The sequence below is a fragment of the Enterobacter ludwigii genome, from assembly GCF_001750725.1.
Taxonomy (GTDB): Bacteria; Pseudomonadota; Gammaproteobacteria; order Enterobacterales; family Enterobacteriaceae; genus Enterobacter; species Enterobacter ludwigii.
The window spans coordinates 112,091-128,358 of sequence record NZ_CP017279.1; the positions used below are offsets into that span (position 1 = coordinate 112,091).

General features: G+C 54.1%; 20 protein-coding genes. 16 read left to right on the top strand and 4 right to left on the bottom strand.

Translation table 11 applies throughout. The features are described from left to right. Positions 1 to 85 precede the first annotated feature (85 nt). A complete protein-coding gene (locus tag BH714_RS00520; protein WP_014168808.1) occupies positions 86 to 709 on the top strand; it encodes a helix-turn-helix domain-containing protein in 624 nt (207 codons plus the stop codon). On the opposite strand, the gene ampH is transcribed toward BH714_RS00520, so the two are convergent. Further along, a complete protein-coding gene (gene ampH / locus BH714_RS00525; protein WP_020885249.1) occupies positions 706 to 1,872 on the bottom strand; it encodes a D-alanyl-D-alanine-carboxypeptidase/endopeptidase AmpH in 1,167 nt (388 codons plus the stop codon). The two genes, BH714_RS00520 and ampH, sit on opposite strands and share 4 nt — an antisense overlap. 204 nt (positions 1,873 to 2,076) lie before the next feature. Here ampH and BH714_RS00530 point away from each other — a divergent pair, with 204 nt between their 5' ends. From BH714_RS00530 to BH714_RS00540, 3 genes are all read left to right on the top strand, one after another. Beyond that, a complete protein-coding gene (locus tag BH714_RS00530) occupies positions 2,077 to 2,610 on the top strand; it encodes an isochorismatase family protein (protein WP_025205011.1) in 534 nt (177 codons plus the stop codon). A gap of 111 nt (positions 2,611 to 2,721) precedes the next feature. Continuing rightward, positions 2,722 to 3,942 (top strand): peptide antibiotic transporter SbmA, encoded by a 1,221-nt coding sequence (gene sbmA, locus BH714_RS00535; RefSeq protein ID WP_014168811.1) that lies wholly within the window; start codon positions 2,722 to 2,724, stop codon positions 3,940 to 3,942. Positions 3,943 to 3,956: 14 nt separating this feature from the next. Further along, positions 3,957 to 5,054: a DUF1615 domain-containing protein gene (locus BH714_RS00540; protein ID WP_040016776.1), complete on the top strand. Its 1,098-nt coding sequence runs from the start codon at positions 3,957 to 3,959 to the stop codon at positions 5,052 to 5,054. On the opposite strand, the gene BH714_RS00545 is transcribed toward BH714_RS00540, so the two are convergent. Further along, positions 5,051 to 5,353, bottom strand: a complete 303-nt coding sequence (locus BH714_RS00545; RefSeq protein ID WP_020885246.1) for a DUF2755 family protein — start codon at positions 5,351 to 5,353, stop codon at positions 5,051 to 5,053. The two genes, BH714_RS00540 and BH714_RS00545, sit on opposite strands and share 4 nt — an antisense overlap. 248 nt (positions 5,354 to 5,601) lie before the next feature. Here BH714_RS00545 and BH714_RS00550 point away from each other — a divergent pair, with 248 nt between their 5' ends. Continuing rightward, on the top strand, positions 5,602 to 5,838 hold the full coding sequence (locus BH714_RS00550) for a DUF2754 family protein (protein ID WP_020885245.1): 237 nt from the start codon (positions 5,602 to 5,604) through the stop codon (positions 5,836 to 5,838). Here the strand turns inward: BH714_RS00550 and ddlA are convergent. Next, entirely contained in the window at positions 5,835 to 6,935 is a 1,101-nt protein-coding gene (gene ddlA, locus BH714_RS00555) for a D-alanine--D-alanine ligase (RefSeq protein WP_040016777.1), read from the bottom strand. The two genes, BH714_RS00550 and ddlA, sit on opposite strands and share 4 nt — an antisense overlap. 103 nt (positions 6,936 to 7,038) lie before the next feature. Here ddlA and BH714_RS00560 point away from each other — a divergent pair, with 103 nt between their 5' ends. From BH714_RS00560 to adrA, 6 genes are all read left to right on the top strand, one after another. After that, complete coding sequence (locus BH714_RS00560; RefSeq protein ID WP_032681579.1) at positions 7,039 to 7,722, top strand: extensin-like domain-containing protein; 684 nt, start codon at positions 7,039 to 7,041, stop codon at positions 7,720 to 7,722. A gap of 169 nt (positions 7,723 to 7,891) precedes the next feature. Then, positions 7,892 to 9,106 (top strand): multidrug efflux MFS transporter, encoded by a 1,215-nt coding sequence (locus BH714_RS00565; RefSeq protein WP_020885242.1) that lies wholly within the window; start codon positions 7,892 to 7,894, stop codon positions 9,104 to 9,106. A 209-nt stretch (positions 9,107 to 9,315) separates the two neighbouring features. Further along, positions 9,316 to 9,576, top strand: a complete 261-nt coding sequence (gene iraP, locus BH714_RS00570; RefSeq protein WP_014168818.1) for an anti-adapter protein IraP — start codon at positions 9,316 to 9,318, stop codon at positions 9,574 to 9,576. A 99-nt stretch (positions 9,577 to 9,675) separates the two neighbouring features. Next, entirely contained in the window at positions 9,676 to 11,091 is a 1,416-nt protein-coding gene (gene phoA, locus BH714_RS00575) for an alkaline phosphatase (RefSeq protein ID WP_025204997.1), read from the top strand. 89 nt (positions 11,092 to 11,180) lie between these two features. Next, positions 11,181 to 11,501 (top strand): phosphate starvation-inducible protein PsiF, encoded by a 321-nt coding sequence (psiF, locus tag BH714_RS00580; RefSeq protein WP_014168820.1) that lies wholly within the window; start codon positions 11,181 to 11,183, stop codon positions 11,499 to 11,501. Between the two features lie 101 nt (positions 11,502 to 11,602). Further along, positions 11,603 to 12,706 carry a diguanylate cyclase AdrA gene (adrA, locus tag BH714_RS00585; protein ID WP_040016778.1) on the top strand — a complete coding sequence of 368 codons (1,104 nt, stop codon included), beginning with the start codon at positions 11,603 to 11,605 and terminating at the stop codon, positions 12,704 to 12,706. A gap of 16 nt (positions 12,707 to 12,722) precedes the next feature. Here adrA and proC read toward each other — a convergent pair whose 3' ends face one another. Next, positions 12,723 to 13,532 (bottom strand): pyrroline-5-carboxylate reductase, encoded by an 810-nt coding sequence (gene proC / locus BH714_RS00590; RefSeq protein WP_020885239.1) that lies wholly within the window; start codon positions 13,530 to 13,532, stop codon positions 12,723 to 12,725. A gap of 97 nt (positions 13,533 to 13,629) precedes the next feature. Between proC and BH714_RS00595 the strand changes: the two genes are divergently transcribed. The 5 genes from BH714_RS00595 (at position 13,630) to ppnP (ending at position 16,267) form a co-directional block, all read left to right on the top strand. Beyond that, positions 13,630 to 14,088 (top strand): YaiI/YqxD family protein, encoded by a 459-nt coding sequence (locus BH714_RS00595; protein WP_014168823.1) that lies wholly within the window; start codon positions 13,630 to 13,632, stop codon positions 14,086 to 14,088. 144 nt (positions 14,089 to 14,232) lie between these two features. After that, on the top strand, positions 14,233 to 14,757 hold the full coding sequence (gene aroL / locus BH714_RS00600) for a shikimate kinase AroL (protein ID WP_020885238.1): 525 nt from the start codon (positions 14,233 to 14,235) through the stop codon (positions 14,755 to 14,757). Positions 14,758 to 14,801: 44 nt separating this feature from the next. Beyond that, positions 14,802 to 14,993, top strand: coding sequence for a protein YaiA (yaiA, locus tag BH714_RS00605; RefSeq protein WP_013095817.1), 192 nt, complete (start codon positions 14,802 to 14,804; stop codon positions 14,991 to 14,993). A gap of 237 nt (positions 14,994 to 15,230) precedes the next feature. After that, positions 15,231 to 15,908: an AroM family protein gene (locus tag BH714_RS00610; protein WP_040018997.1), complete on the top strand. Its 678-nt coding sequence runs from the start codon at positions 15,231 to 15,233 to the stop codon at positions 15,906 to 15,908. A 71-nt stretch (positions 15,909 to 15,979) separates the two neighbouring features. Further along, positions 15,980 to 16,267, top strand: a complete 288-nt coding sequence (gene ppnP, locus BH714_RS00615) for a pyrimidine/purine nucleoside phosphorylase (protein ID WP_014168827.1) — start codon at positions 15,980 to 15,982, stop codon at positions 16,265 to 16,267. Position 16,268: the final 1 nt, after the last annotated feature.

A 16,268-nucleotide genomic window follows, 5' to 3' on the forward strand; every position in this document is an offset into this window, starting at 1 on the left:
AAAGCGGGGGATAAGCCCCCGCTTTTTTATAGATGACAATAAAAAATAATAGTGAACCGACAAATACGGATGTCTTGAGGTCTGCATGAACGTTAATGCGAAACCACTTTCTGAATTAAGCCGGCTCGAAGCATGTTTGATAGCAGCCAGTACCCCGTTTAAATCTGCTCCACAGCAATTAATTACCTCGGGCAAGGGGAGTGAGCCTTGTACCTACGTATTCCAGACCGGCGTTATTGAAGTTTATCGTCATTCAGACGATCTGCTGGTTGGCATTGCGTCAGCCCCTTTTATTTTTGGCCTGTCTGCCGTAGTGATCAATCACAGCCAGGAATACAGAGTCACTGCCAAAACGGCCTGTACCGGTTTTTATTTGCCCGCGGCGACCACCCGTCAACTCATTCAACAGCATTCGCTCTGGAAAGACGCGTTTTGCTGGTTATCCTGGATAAATTACATTCTGGGCAAACGCGACAGGCAGCTGGTGGGAAATAACTCCTATCACCAGATCCGCGCAATGCTGCTGAATATGGCCGAGTGGGATGAAACGCTGCGTTCAAAAATTGGTGTGATGAATCATATACAACAAAGCACGCGTATTTCACGCTCTGTCGTTGCCGAAGTGCTCGCTGCTTTGCGACAAGGCAACTACATCAATATGAGCCGGGGCAAACTGGTCAGCATCAACCGTTTGCCCACGGAATATTAAGGCTGGATGGAGGCGGTGAGCACCTGGGCTTTATTGGCGCTCAGCTCAGCCACTAAGTTATTGATGCCATCGCTCATATTGACGAAACGCGTATTTGGAGAGCGGGTGACGACCACAAACGCGCCCACGTTGGACTGCGGGATCATCGCCATATAGGTGATGAATCCACCGCCGCCACCGGTTTTCTGAATAATGCCCGGTCGGCCATTTTTGGGTGCCATATAGACCCAGCCCATGCCCAGCGCGTCGGCTTTACCCGGTACGTCCATGCCGATCACGCGGTGCAACTGGCTACGCTGGTAAATCAGGGTCTGCATGCGATCGGCCTGGTGACTGCGCGCATAGAAATCTGATGAGAGGAACTGCTGCATCCAGCGCATCATGTCGCCTGGCGTTGAATAGACCCCGCCACTGCCGATGGCTGCCAGGGTGTTATTACACGGACTAGCGCCTTTCTCTGCCACCATCAGGCGTCGGCACTGATCCGGAGAAGGGGTAAAGGTGGTGTCCTTCATGCCGAGCGGGCGCGTTATCTGCTCTTCAAAGAGCTGCGGGTAAGGTTTGCCTGCTGCCGTCGAGAGCGCATCTGCCAGCAGGTCAAACGCCAGGTTTGAGTAAGATGCCTGTGAACCCGGGGCCGATTTCAGCGTGGCGGTGCTCAGGTAGTTCCAGCGCTGTTCGCGCGTTGGCCAGACAAAAACGTCACGGTGCGCCGCGCCGCCGGGTTGTTCGCGAGGCAGCGCGCTGGTATGGGTGGCAAGGTTTACCAGCGTGATGGGCGTGCCCTGATAGGTTGGAACGCGTGCGCCTGGCGGCGCATATTTGCTGAGCGGATCGTCGAGCTTGACCACGCCCTGATCGAGTAATTTCACCAGCATTTCGCTGGTCATCAGCTTGGTTAAGGACGCAATGCGGATCACGGAATCCAGCTGCGGGTGAACGTTATTTCCCGGTCGCGTTTCGCCAAAGCTGCGAAACACGCGCTGGTTGCCGTCGATGACCACCATCGCCATCCCGGTCGCGCCACTGCCGTAATAGATAAGGTTCGCGTAGCGATCGGCAATATCTGAAGCCAAAACGGGGGCCGTCAGCGGCTGAGCTGCCTGGGCGGTGGAGAAGCTCACCGCACACAGCGCGGCAAAAGAGAGCAGACAACGTTTCAACGAAAAGCATCCATGAATTGAATGAGAAAAGTAATGGGTATTTATACTACTAAACCGCACGGTGCAATGCCCCGAATTGCATAACGATAGCGAGAAAAACGTAACCATGGGTAAATAAGCATAATTTCCTGGCGACCAGTCTCCCATTTTGTGACATCGGCCGTATGATAGAGGCCAGTGTCACTCAATCTTGCGGAGAACGATATGTCAGTGAAGCGTGTAGTTATGGTTGTCGATATGCAGCAAGGGGTGTTTGCAACGCCGCGTTACCAACGCGAAAAATGTGTTTCGCTTATCAATCAGCTCACGCAGGCCGCCGAACGGGTGATTTTTATTCAGCATACCGGTGAAGGCGGTCTGGAAGAGGGGAGCGAAGGGTTTGCGCTGCTGCCTGAACTCCATCAGCCCGCTGACGCGCTTTACGTCACCAAGACTGCCTGCGATGCATTTTATAACACCGCACTTGAAGCGGTGTTGCGCGAGCAAGGTATTCGCGAGTTTGTCATCTGCGGCTGTGCCACCGATTACTGTGTCGACGCGACCATCAAGAATGGGGTCAGCCGTGGCTATCACATTACCGTGGCGGAAGATGCCCATACCACGGCTAATCGTCCGGCAGCCGACGCGCCCATTCTGATTAACCATTACAACGACGTCTGGCGTGACTTTATTGCGCCGGCCAATCCTCTCGCGGTGAAACGCACCGAAACAATTCTCGAAAACTGGAAAGCGAACTAATAATTAACCCTCGGGTCTGACCTTTTTGCCTGCGCCGTCTGGCTCAGGCGAGATTTTCGTGTGGTGATGTGTTGAGCACAGCAACAGCCATAACAACAAGAAGGATGCATTATGTTTAAGTCTTTTTTCCCAAAGCCGGGGCCTTTTTTCCTGTCGGCATTTATTTGGGCACTGATCGCTGTCATTTTCTGGCAGGCTGGCGGCGGGGCGTGGCTGGCCCGCATTACGGGCGCAACGGGTGACGTCCCGATCAGCGCCGCTCGCTTCTGGTCGCTTAGCTATTTGCTGTTTTACGCCTACTACATGGTATGCGTTGGCCTGTTTGCCCTGTTCTGGTTTGTCTATGCGCCGCACCGCTGGCAATACTGGTCGATTCTGGGAACCTCGCTGATTATCTTTGTGACCTGGTTCCTGGTGGAAGTGGGGGTGGCAGTAAACGCCTGGTATGCCCCGTTCTACGACCTTATCCAGACCGCGCTGAGTTCGCCGCATAAGGTAACCATTAACCAGTTTTACCATGAGGTGGGCATTTTCCTCGGTATCGCGTTGATTGCGGTGGTGATCGGGGTGATGAACAACTTCTTCGTAAGCCACTACGTTTTCCGCTGGCGTACCGCGATGAACGAACACTATATGGCGCACTGGCAACACCTGCGTCATATCGAAGGTGCAGCACAGCGTGTGCAGGAAGACACCATGCGTTTTGCCTCCACCCTTGAAGACATGGGCGTCAGCTTTATCAACGCCATCATGACGCTGATTGCCTTCCTGCCGGTGCTGGTGACGCTCTCGGCTCACGTGCCGGATCTGCCTCTTGTCGGTCATCTGCCGTATGGGCTGGTGATTGCGGCGATTGTCTGGTCTCTGATGGGGACGGGGCTGCTGGCGGTGGTCGGGATTAAGCTGCCGGGTCTGGAGTTTAAAAATCAACGCGTGGAAGCGGCTTATCGTAAAGAGCTGGTCTACGGTGAAGATGATGCTAACCGCGCCTCGCCACCAACCGTACGTGAGCTGTTTGGTGCCGTGCGTCGCAACTATTTCCGTCTCTACTTCCACTATATGTATTTCAATATTGCGCGCATTTTGTATCTGCAGGTCGATAACGTTTTCGGTTTGTTCCTGCTGTTCCCGTCCATCGTTGCGGGTACGATTACGCTCGGTCTGATGACTCAGATAACAAACGTTTTTGGTCAGGTGCGTGGCTCATTCCAGTATCTGATCAGCTCCTGGACCACGCTGGTGGAACTGATGTCCATCTATAAACGTTTACGCAGCTTTGAGCGTGAGCTGGACGGCCAGGAACTGCAGGAAGTCACCAATACATTTAGCTAATACAGGGAGTTGCTATGACCTTTGCCGTACCGCGTGCGTTACCGTTGTCCTTACTGGCCGCTCTGGTGCTGGTGGGGTGTGCCGAAAAAGGGGCTGCTCCGCTTAAAGAAGGGGAGAAGCCTGTTGATGTGGCAAGCGTTGTGCGGCAAAAAATGCCCGCCAGCGTGAAAGATCGCAATGCATGGGCGGATGCGCTGGCAAAAACCTTTGAAAGCCAGAAGATTGCCCCTACCGAGGAGAACATCTGCTCGGTACTGGCGGTGGCGCAGCAGGAATCAATGTACCAGTCAGACCCGGTCGTGCCGGGTCTGAACAAAATAGCCTGGAAAGAGATCGACCGCCGTGCGGAATCGATGCATATCCCGATATTTCTCGTGCATACCGCGTTTAAAATCACCTCGCCAAATGGAAAAAGCTACAGCGAACGGCTGGACACGGTAAAAACCGAGAAACAGCTCAGCGCCATCTTTGATGATTTCATCAGCATGGTGCCGATGGGGCAGACACTGTTTGGCTCACTTAACCCGGTACACACCGGCGGGCCGATGCAGGTCAGCATTGCCTTTGCGGAAAAGCATACCGACGGCTACCCGTGGAAAATCGACGGTACGGTGCGTCAGGAGGTCTTCTCCCTGCGTGGCGGCCTGTGGTTCGGCACTTATCATCTGCTGAACTATCCGGCGAATTACAGTGAGCCGCTGTACCGCTTTGCGGACTTTAACGCGGGCTGGTATGCCAGTCGTAACGCGGCATTTCAGAATGCGGTCAGCCGCGCGAGCGGCGTGAAGCTGGCACTGGATGGCGATCTTATTGCCTATGGCAGCAGCGAGGCTGGCACCACGGAGCGGGCGGTGCGGAAATTATCGAACAGGCTTGGCATGAGTGACAGCGACATTCGCCATCAGCTTGAGAAAGGCGATAGTCTGGCGTTTGAGAAAACCGATCTGTACAAGAAAGTCTTTACGCTTGCAGAACAGAAAAGTGGGAAAACATTACCGAGGGCAATCCTGCCGGGTATTCAGCTGGAAAGCCCGAAGATCACGCGTAACCTGACAACCGCCTGGTTCGCAAAACGCGTGGATGACCGCCGGGCTCGCTGTATGGGGCTTTAAAAGCGACGGCGAAAACGCAGTACTAATGCCACAACGCCTAAAATCATACACCCTGCGAGGAAAGGAATGAGGCCAAACAGGGTGCTTACGCCAAAACCAATTTCCACTCGCGGGCGTCCGTTATCCTGCACCTGCATCAGGTGTTCATAGACTCCTGGTGCATGAACCAGCATATTGAGTAGCTGCGAACCCGCCCAGAAACAGAACAAGACAAACAGGGCATAAGCGATATTACCCGCCGTGGAGGTTTTTGGTTGTTTACCGCCAAAAATCGGTTTCGACAATGTAAAGTCAGCCATCACGACCTCCCGATAAATCACTCTGTTTTATATGCGTCTTACAAGGTGAGTTTGACAGGTCATAGCATTTGTCAATATCAGAATCGTGTTAATTTACCCTAAGGAATTCTCCTGGATTGTCGAATTCTGCAGCGCATCACAATTTCTTAACTTAATTGAAACAACAGCGTGTTTCAGAATTTCCGCATCTGCCACAGACCTCGTCATAAATCTGTGAGAGGATATCTTTTTTTCCTGCCGGAGTTGTCATGAAGCTCACTTCCAAACTACGCCGTGACTGGCATTACTACGCCTTTGCTATCGGGCTGATCTTTATTCTTAACGGTGTCGTGGGGCTGTTGGGATTTGAAGCAAAAGGGTGGCAAACGTATGCCGTGGGTCTGGTGACCTGGGTTATCAGCTTCTGGCTGGCGGGGATGATTATCCGCCGTCGTCCTGAAGAGACGACAGCGGATGAGACGGAAACGGCGAAGAGTCCCGATTAACCGTTTACGGAGCTTTTCAGGGCGCTGTCCGCAGCATGACGCTCCAGCGCCAGTTCAATCAGGCGGGTGATGAGTGCTGAGTAGCTTAGCCCGCTGGCCTGCCACAGCTTGGGATACATGCTGATGTTGGTGAAGCCCGGCAGGGTGTTGATTTCATTAATCACCACCTCGTTTTCAGGCGTCAGGAACACATCCACGCGCGCCATGCCGCTGCAGCCGAGCGTCTGATAAGCGTTAATCGCGATCGCGCGGATCTTATCGTTGATTGCCGGATCGATATTTGCAGGCACGACAACCTGGGCGCCTTTATCATCAATGTATTTGGTGTCGTAAGAGTAGAAATCACTGTTTAACACCACTTCACCGCAGGTGCTTGCCTGTGGGAAATCGTTGCCCAGCACGGCGCACTCAATTTCGCGGCCTTTGATGCCCTGCTCAACCACCACTTTATGGTCAAACTCAAACGCCAGGCTGACCGCTTGCGTGAACTGCGCTTCGCTTGTCACCTTGCTGACCCCGACGGAAGAACCCTGGTTTGCGGGTTTCACAAACAGCGGCAGGCCCAGCTGACCGGAAATCTGAGCGAAGCTGTGTTGGTCACGGTTGGCGCGGGTGAGGGTGACAAACGGCGTAATATTCAGCCCCGCATCACGCAGCAGGCGCTTGGTGACGTCTTTATCCATGCAGGCAGCGGAACCCAGCACATCAGAACCGACAAACGGCAGGTTGGCCATGCGCAGCATCCCCTGCAGCGAACCATCTTCGCCAAGGGTGCCATGAACGATAGGGAAGACCACGTCAATCTGGGCAAGAGACTGCGCATTACCGGCGTCGATGAGTTGCCCTTGCACCACGCCGGGTACGGTCGCGACGCTGATTGCAGAAGGATTGAGGGCGATATGCGCCGGATCGTCAGCATTTAACAGATACTGGCTGGCATCGTTGACATGCCATTGCCCCTGTTTATCTATGCCCAGCAGCACCACGTCGAAACGGCTTTTATCGATTGCATCGACGATATTTTTGGCCGATTGCAATGAAACCTCGTGCTCCGCTGATTTTCCCCCAAAGACAATACCTACGCGCTGCTTTGCCATCTCACTCTCTTCCAGTCTGACGAAAAACCAATAACATACCACGATGCCCAGCGGGTTTCGCGGCCTTCTGCCATAATGTTTTGGGGAATGTTAAGGGTGGAGCGTGAAAGGAAAAACTCTGCTGACCGTTTTCATTATTGCGGCTGTCGCAACGGTGGGGTATCGCTGGTTGCCGTCTTACTACAACCCTTTCACGCCGCTACATCTCGACGACCCGCCAGGCCGCATTACCCAGTATAAGCTTCGGAACTTAACGCCCCAGGCGTGCACGAGCCTGTTATCGCAGGCCAATCAACGCGCGCTTATCCGCACACAACCGGTCGCAGACAGCGGTGGGGAGTGTCCACTCCGTAACGTCGTCCGGGTACGTAACTTCGGTCCGGTCAGCCTGAACAGCAGTTTCCTTGCGAGCTGCCCGCTGGCGCTCAGTTCTGCCTTGTTTATCAGCCAGCAGGCCCGGCCACTCACCAGAAGCTATACGGGAAGTGAGCTGACGCGTATTGAGCATCTCGGCAGCTTTGCCTGCCGCAACATTTACCATCGCCCCGACGCGCGACGCAGTGAACATGCTACGGCAGAGGCGCTGGATATCACGGCGTTTGGGCTGGCAAACGGTGAGAAGGTCACGGTACAAAACGGCTGGAAGGCGACAAAAACGCAGCCATGGCTGAAAGGCATGCTGGCGGCGAGCTGCAGCTATTACGGTAACAGCCTGGGGCCAGAGTATAACGCCGCCCATGCCAGCCACTTTCACCTGGGGATGCGCGGTTTCGGTCTCTGCCGCTGAAGCATAATATTCCGTCATAAAATGGATGATTTGTGACTTATTTCACAAATATGATGACTGGGAAGATAAAACACCAAAGTCGGCAAGTGCGCATCTCTGGTGCGACGTCATAACGCGTAACTTGCTAATCTGTCGGCGAATTCGCCTAAAAATGAAGACTATTTCTTTTATGGAATCCTGGAAAGTTAATCTCATCTCGGTCTGGTTCGGGTGCTTCTTTACCGGGCTGGCCATCAGCCAGATATTGCCCTTCCTGCCGCTGTACGTGTCGCAGCTGGGAGTCACCTCCCATGAAGCGCTCTCCATGTGGTCAGGTCTGACGTTCAGCGTCACGTTTCTGGTCTCTGCCATTGTCTCGCCGATGTGGGGCAGTCTGGCCGACCGCAAAGGGCGCAAGCTGATGCTGCTGCGCGCATCGCTGGGGATGGCGATAGCCATTCTGCTGCAGGCCTTTGCCACTAACGTATGGCAGCTCTTTTTCCTGCGAGCGGTGATGGGGCTGACGTCCGGGTATATTCCGAATGCCATGGCGCTGGTGGCCTCGCAGGTGCCCCGTGAACGCAGCGGCTGGGCGCTGAGTACGCTCTCTACTGCTCAGATAAGCGGGGTCATTGGCGGCCCGCTGCTAGGGGGCTTCCTCGCCGATCATGTGGGGCTGCGCGCGGTGTTTATCATTACGGCCATCCTGCTGGTGGTCAGTTTTCTGGTCACGCTCTTCCTCATTAAAGAGGGAGGACGCCCCGTCATCAGCAAAGCTGAACGCCTGAGCGGCAAGGCCGTTTTCGCCTCGCTGCCCTATCCGGGCCTGATGATCAGCCTGTTTGTGACCACCATGGTGATCCAGCTTTGCAACGGTTCGGTCGGCCCGATTCTGGCGCTGTTTATTAAGTCGATGGAGCCAGACAGCAATAATATTGCTTTCCTCAGCGGGATGATTGCCGCCGTCCCGGGCGTATCAGCCCTCATTTCGGCGCCACGCCTTGGAAAACTGGGCGACAGGATCGGCACGGCGCGTATCCTGATGGCCACGCTGATTTTTGCGGTGGTGCTCTTTTTCGCAATGTCGTTTGTCACTTCTCCGTTTCAGCTTGGCGTGCTGCGGTTTCTGCTGGGCTTTGCCGATGGTGCGATGTTACCCGCGGTGCAAACATTGCTGGTGAAATATTCCAGTGACCAGGTAACGGGCCGTATTTTTGGCTATAACCAGTCGTTTATGTATTTAGGTAACGTTGCCGGTCCGCTTATGGGAGCCGCTGTTTCGGCAATGGCCGGTTTCCGTTGGGTATTTGCTGCTACCGCTATTGTAGTGCTGATAAATATTATTCAACTGGCTATTGCACTGCGTCGTCGCAGACAAATGGCGGAGGCGAAGTCGGCGCGATAACCGTTTCGTAGATGTATTATATATTCTTATGGTCGCCGCATTTTTATATAACTAAATGCGGCGTTTTTTATAGAAAAACGTTTCGCTGAAAGCCGCGAGGAATCTATTTTTCCTGCCGCATCACTTTTGCATAACATAATAAATTTCTTCTCTTTGCATAATGGATTCAGAATGCTAAGTTCAGACAAAACGGATAAGGAAATAGCACCATGAAAAATCTCATTGCTGAGTTGTTGGTCAAGCTTGCACAAAAGGAAGAAGAGTCAAAAGAGTTGGTCGCCCAGGTTGAAGCGCTGGAAATTGTGGTCACCGCGCTGCTGCGACAAATGGCGAAAAACGAACAACAGACGTTGATTGAGAACGTTGAAGGCGCGCTGGAAAGCGTCAGACCCGATTCCCAGGTGCCGGTTGAGGATGCTGAAATGCTCCGCCAGTACGTAAAAAAGCTGTTAAGGCATCCTCGCAACTAAACCATCACGGAACCTGACGGCGTGTCATAGAATTGTCATGCAGGATGCCTATAGTCGCTCTGTTTTATTTTTTATGTATTTGTACATGGAGAAAATAAATTGAAACAGAGCGCACTTTTCATCGCATTACTTCCCCTGTTAATGTCACCCGCTATTTATGCCGACACTCACAATACCAGCGTGCTGGATAATCGTGCGGCCAAAGGGGATATCACCCAGCCTGGCGGCGCGCGCCGGTTGACTGAAGATCAAACCGCCGCCATTCGCGCTTCGCTGAATGAGAAACCCGCTAAAAACATTATTCTGCTGATTGGCGACGGGATGGGCGATTCCGAAATAACGGCAGCACGAAATTATGCCGAAGGCGCGGGCGGATTTTTTAAAGGTATCGACGCACTGCCTCTCACCGGACAATATACCCATTACGCGCTGGATAAAAAAACCGGTAAACCCGATTACGTGACGGATTCTGCTGCCTCTGCCACGGCGTGGTCCACGGGTGTGAAAACCTATAATGGTGCGCTGGGTGTGGATATTCACGAAAAAGATCACCAGACCATTCTGGAGATGGCTAAAGCGGCGGGACTGGCTACCGGCAACGTCTCTACGGCTGAACTTCAGGATGCAACGCCAGCGGCGCTGGTGGCTCATGTCACCTCGCGTAAATGCTACGGCCCGTCGGTGACCAGCGAAAAATGCCCGACTAACGCGCTGGAAAAGGGCGGCAAAGGCTCGATTACGGAACAACTGTTGAACGCACGTCCTGACGTGACGCTGGGCGGCGGGGCGAAAACCTTCGCGGAAACCGCAACGGCGGGCGAATGGCAGGGCAAAACGCTGCGTGAGCAGGCGCAGGCTCGCGGCTATCAGCTGGTGAGCGATGCATCTTCTCTGGCGGCGATTACTGAAGCAAGCCAGGATAAACCGCTGCTGGGTCTTTTCTCTGATGGCAATATGCCGGTGCGCTGGGAAGGGCCAAAAGCGTCCTACCACGGCAACATTGATAAGCCTGCCGTAACCTGTACGCCAAACCCAAAACGTACCGACAGCATCCCGACGCTGGCGGCGATGACCGATAAAGCGATCTCACTGCTGAGCAAGAGTGAAAAGGGCTTCTTCCTGCAGGTGGAAGGCGCGTCTATCGATAAACAGGATCATGCGGCTAACCCGTGCGGTCAGATTGGCGAGACGGTCGATCTGGACGAAGCAGTGCAGAAGGCGCTTGAGTTCGCGAAGAAAGACGGCAATACCCTGGTGGTCGTTACCGCAGACCATGCGCACGCCAGCCAGATCATCCCAGCGGATACCAAAGCACCGGGCCTGACGCAGGCGCTGAACACCAAAGATGGCGCGGTGATGGTGTTGAGCTATGGCAACTCTGAAGAAGAGTCCATGGAGCATACCGGAACCCAGCTGCGCATCGCAGCATACGGTCCGCATGCGGCAAACGTGGTAGGGCTGACCGATCAAACAGATCTGTTCTACACCATGAAAGCGGCTTTGGGGCTGAAATAATAAAAGCCCGGCGGAAATTACATCTGCCGGGTGGTTTTTTTCCTGTCACGAACCAGACTTACAGTGAATGTTCACAAAAGGATGGTGCAATGAAAACAACATTACTGGTTACTCTGCTCTCGGGTCTGTTCCTGATCTCATCGGCGAACGCGGAAGAGAAAACATTAACGCCGCAGCAGCAACGCATGACCACCTGTAATCAACAGGCGACTGCGCAGAGCCTGAAGGGCGATGCCCGTAAGACCTACATGAGCGGTTGCCTCAAAAACGGTGCCGCAAAACCGGGTGAGAAAAGCCTGACGCCGCAGCAGCAAAAAATGCGCGAGTGTAATGCGAAAGCAACCGAACAGTCCCTCAAAGGCGACGATCGCAGCAAGTTCATGAGTGCCTGTCTGAAGAAAAACGTGTAGTCCTATCGGGTGAGTGGCCCCGGCGGCTCACCCGAAATTTCATACTTTCCCCGTAAGCCCCCTCTCTATAATTTGGGAAATATTTCAGAATATTCCCAAAAATGATGAATGATGAATCTTATTACAACATAAAGCGCATTCGGGAAGAGTGGAATATGACCCTTTCTCAGGATGACCCCCACCGTTCCGGGATCCCGTTTGCCCGGCGAGCCCGGCTGGCGCGGGTTGTCGGACTGGCAGCGATGTTCTTCCCCCTCTCTGGTGTGCTGGTCACCTTTTCTGTATCCGGCGTCTGGTGGTTGTTCCTGGTGGGGTGGGCATTTATCTGGCCCCATTTCGCCTGGCAGTGGTCCTGCCGCGCTGCTTCTCCTCATCTGCAGGAACATTTTAATCTGAAGATTGATGCCATTATTGCCGGGCTTTGGATCGGCATGATGGGGATCAATGCGCTACCTACGGCAGCGCTGCTGATGATGGTGGGAATGAACATGATGGGGTCCGGCGGTTGTCGGCTGTTTTTTACCGGCATGATGTTAACCCTTCTGTCTTCCCTGGTGACGCTCCCCGTCGTGGGCCGGGTGGCTGTCTTTAACCCGGAGCCTCTGGCATGGGGCCTAACGCTTCCCGTGCTGGTGTTGTATCCGATGCTTTTTGCCTGGCTCAGCCATCGTACTGCCATCAGGCTTGCAGAGCATAAACGGCGGCTGGAGCTGATGAGTACCCGCGACGGCATGACCGGCGTCTTTAATCGCCGGCACTGGGAAGTGCTGCTGAGAAATGAATTTGAACACTGTCGCCGCAACCACTGCACCGCCACGATTTTGCTTATCGATATCGATCATTTTAAGAATATCAATGACACCTGGGGCCACGATGTGGGTGATGAGGCGATCATCGCCCTGACGCGGCAACTGCAGCTAACGGTGCGTTCCGGGGATGCGATAGGCCGTTTTGGCGGGGATGAGTTTGCGGTGATCATGTCCCGGACGGCGGCTGACAGTGCCATCGCCGTGATGTCACGCGTACATGAGCGGCTGGAAACGCTGTCGTTACCGTGTGCGCCCAAGGAATCTCTGCGTATTAGCGTCGGTGTCGCGCCCTGGGGACCGCAGTTCGGGCACTATCGGGAGTGGTTAAAAGCGGCCGATGTGGCGCTGTATAAGGCGAAAAATGCCGGACGCGGCCGCACCGAGGTGGCTGCCTGACGTCCGGCTCAGATAATCAGGATTTACTCAGTTTCTCTGATTTTTCCATGCATTTTGTCATCGCTTCAATAACGGCCGAACGGAAGCCGCGCTCTTCCAGCACCCGCACCGCCTCGATAGTGGTTCCGCCAGGCGAGCAGACCATATCTTTCAGTTCACCCGGATGCTTACCGGTCTCCAGCACCATTTTGGCAGAGCCCATCACGGCCTGTGCAGCGAATTTATACGCCTGCGCTCGTGGCATACCGCCAAGCACCGCGGCGTCGGCCATCGCTTCTAAAAACATAAAGACATACGCAGGCGCTGAACCGCTCACTCCCACTACCGGATGGATCATAGATTCGGCAATGACTTCCGCTTCACCGAAGCAGCGGAAGATGTTCAGGACATCCGCCACGTCTTCCGACGTCACCAGCGCGTTAGGCGTGACGGAGGTCATGCCGGCGTTGACCAGTGACGGGGTATTCGGCATAGCGCGTACGATTTTACGGTCATGACCCAGCGCGCGCGCCAGCTGATCGAGCGTGACGCCCGCGGCAATCGATACGACCAGTGTCTCTTTGTTCAGGCTGGTGGTGATGTCGCTCAGCACTTTGATCATGATGTTCGGCTTGACGGCGCCAAAGACAATATCGGCTACCTGAGCCACTTCCTGGGCGCTTTCGGCTGCGTTGATCCCGTACCGATCGCGTAACGCGGCGACGTTGTCCGGTGATGGGGTGTAGACCCAAATCTGACCCGGCAGCACCTGTCCGCTGGCGATCAGGCCACCCAGGATGGCTTTGCCCATGTTACCGCAGCCGATAAACCCGATTTTCTTATCCATCACGATTCTCCGTCATTATGCGTTGTTTTCTCGGATTGATAGCTTAACAACGAAATGCAGGCGACAATAGTCGGCAGAATCATTATGGGGAGACAATATGGCGATTTGGGTTGATGCGGACGCGTGTCCGAATGTGATTAAAGAGATTTTATTCCGCGCGGCCGAGCGCGTGCAGATGCCGCTTACGCTGGTGGCGAACCAGAATATTCGCGTACCGCCTTCCCGATTTATTCGCGCGTTGCGGGTTCCGGCTGGCTTTGACGTGGCGGATAACGAGATTGTGCGTCTGTGTAGTCCCGAGGATCTGGTGATCACGGCGGATATCCCGCTGGCCGCGGAAGTGATTGAAAAGGGAGCGGCGGCGCTGAACCCGAGAGGGGAGCGTTATTCGCCGGCGACCATTCGTGAAAGACTCACCATGCGTGATTTTATGGATACGCTTCGCGCCAGCGGCGTGCAGACCGGCGGGCCAGACAGCCTGTCCCAGCGCGATCGCCAGCAGTTCGCCGCAGAGCTTGATAAGTGGCTGCTCGAAGTCAAGCGTCGCACTGCGTAATGATAACCATTGTCACTTTGTGGTACAGTATGGCCTCCGCAGGGTTGTCATCCCGTACCGCTTTGCAGTAAAGTAAACGCAACATCTTCTGCAATTATTTCTTTACGCTCTTCGGCCATCCGGCATCAAGGGGAACACCTGGTTATGACCCAACCCATCTTTTTAGTTGGCCCCCGCGGCTGTGGGAAAACCACCGTTGGCCTGGAACTGGCACGCGCGTGCGATCGTCAGTTTGTTGATACCGACCACTGGCTGCAAACCGAAGCCGGGAAAAGCATCGCGGAAATCGTTGAGCAAGAGGGGTGGGAGAGCTTTCGCGCCCGTGAAACGGCCGCGCTGAAGGCGGTCACCACGCCGTCTGCTGTTATCGCAACCGGTGGCGGCATTGTTCTCGCCGAGTGTAACCGTCGCTTTATGCGCGAGAAAGGGATTGTCATCTACCTCAGTGCACCCGTTTCGGCCCTGGTAGGGCGGCTGGAAGCATTTCCGGAAGAGGGACAACGTCCTGCGCTGACCTCCCGGCCGCTCAGCGAAGAGGTGAGCGAAGTGCTGGCCGAACGCGATGCGTTATACCGCGAAGCGGCACACCACGTTGTGGATGCTTCCGCTTCACCCGAGGACGTGGTAATTCAGATTATTACCGCCCTGCGTTTGGCTTGTGCCAGCTAAGCGGCGTCTATACTTATAGCTCAGACATAAAAAAAGGATGAGCTATGCCAACCAGACCTCCCTATCCACGTGAAGCACGCATCGTTACCGTTGAAAAAGGCAATGGCGATCAAACCGTCACCTGGTATCAGCTGCGTGCCGATCACCCCAAACCAGACTCTCTGATCAGTGAACATGAAACTGAACAGGAAGCGCTGGATGCCAAACGGCGCTACGAAGATCCTGATAAGTCGTGAATGAATTCCTAAAGGGCTAAATACCGTGCCTGAATCACACTTTTTACTCATCGCAAATGTTAAGCAGGAGTTAATATTTAGTTATTACAGGTAACTCCGTAACGGGCAGGCGATCTTTACATTTCGCGATGGGGATCACCTGCTACGCTTGGTGCTGTTTTGTTGAAAAAACGAACTGTGCAGCGTAGTGAGCCTGTACCTGTGTGAAAGATTTAGCGGTAATGGAAGGCGATGAAGATGAAGGCGACGTTGGCGATCCTCACTATTGGTGTGGTCCCTGTAAGCGAAGTGTTACCGCTCTTAACCGAGCATGTATCTGAACAACAGATAACGCATCTAAGCCTGCTGGGGAAGATGAGTCGGGAAGAGGTCATGGAAGACTACGCTGTAGAGGCGGGGGAGGATCCCCTGGCGACGTTATTAAGTGACGGTAAACTGGCGCATGTTTCGCGTCAGAAAATCGAGCGCTCGCTGCAGAGCGTAATAGAAGTGCTCGATAATCAAGGCTATGACGTTATTTTACTGATGAGTACTGCACCTGTTAAGGGACTCATCGCGCGTAATGCGATTTTGCTGGAGCCGATGCGGATCATTCCGCCGCTGGTGGCCTCCATTGTTGACGGGCATCAGGTGGGGGTCATTGTTCCCATTGAAGAGCTCATGGACAACCAGACGGCAAAATGGCACGTACTCGAAAAAAAGCCTTTGTATGCGCTGGCCAATCCCTTCTGGGACAGCGAGGCCGCGCTGATTGAGGCAGGACGGGAACTGCTGGAGAGAGGGGCCGATGTGTTGATTCTGGACTGCCTTGGATTCCACCAGCACCACCGTGATTTACTGCAAAAGGCGCTGGATGTCCCGGTGCTGTTGTCCAATGTTCTGATGGCCCGGCTGGCCGCAGAGCTGTTGATCTAATGATTTTGCGTGACAGGTGATGATCATGGCCCCTATAGTGAATTTTTATCTAAAAATATAAGGGCCAGTTCATGCTTCAAAGTAACGAATACTTTTCCGGTAAAGTGAAATCCATTGGTTTTACCAGCAGCAGCACTGGCCGCGCCAGTGTCGGCGTTATGGCTGAAGGGGAATACACCTTTGGTACAGCCGAAGCTGAAGAGATGACGGTGATCAGCGGTGCGCTCAACGTCTTGCTGCCGGGGGAAACAGAATGGAAAGTTTACTCTGCCGGACAAGCGTTCAACGTCCCTGGCCACAGCGAATTCCATCTGCAGGTTGCTGAACCGACCTCTTATCTGTGCCGCTACCTGAAATAAA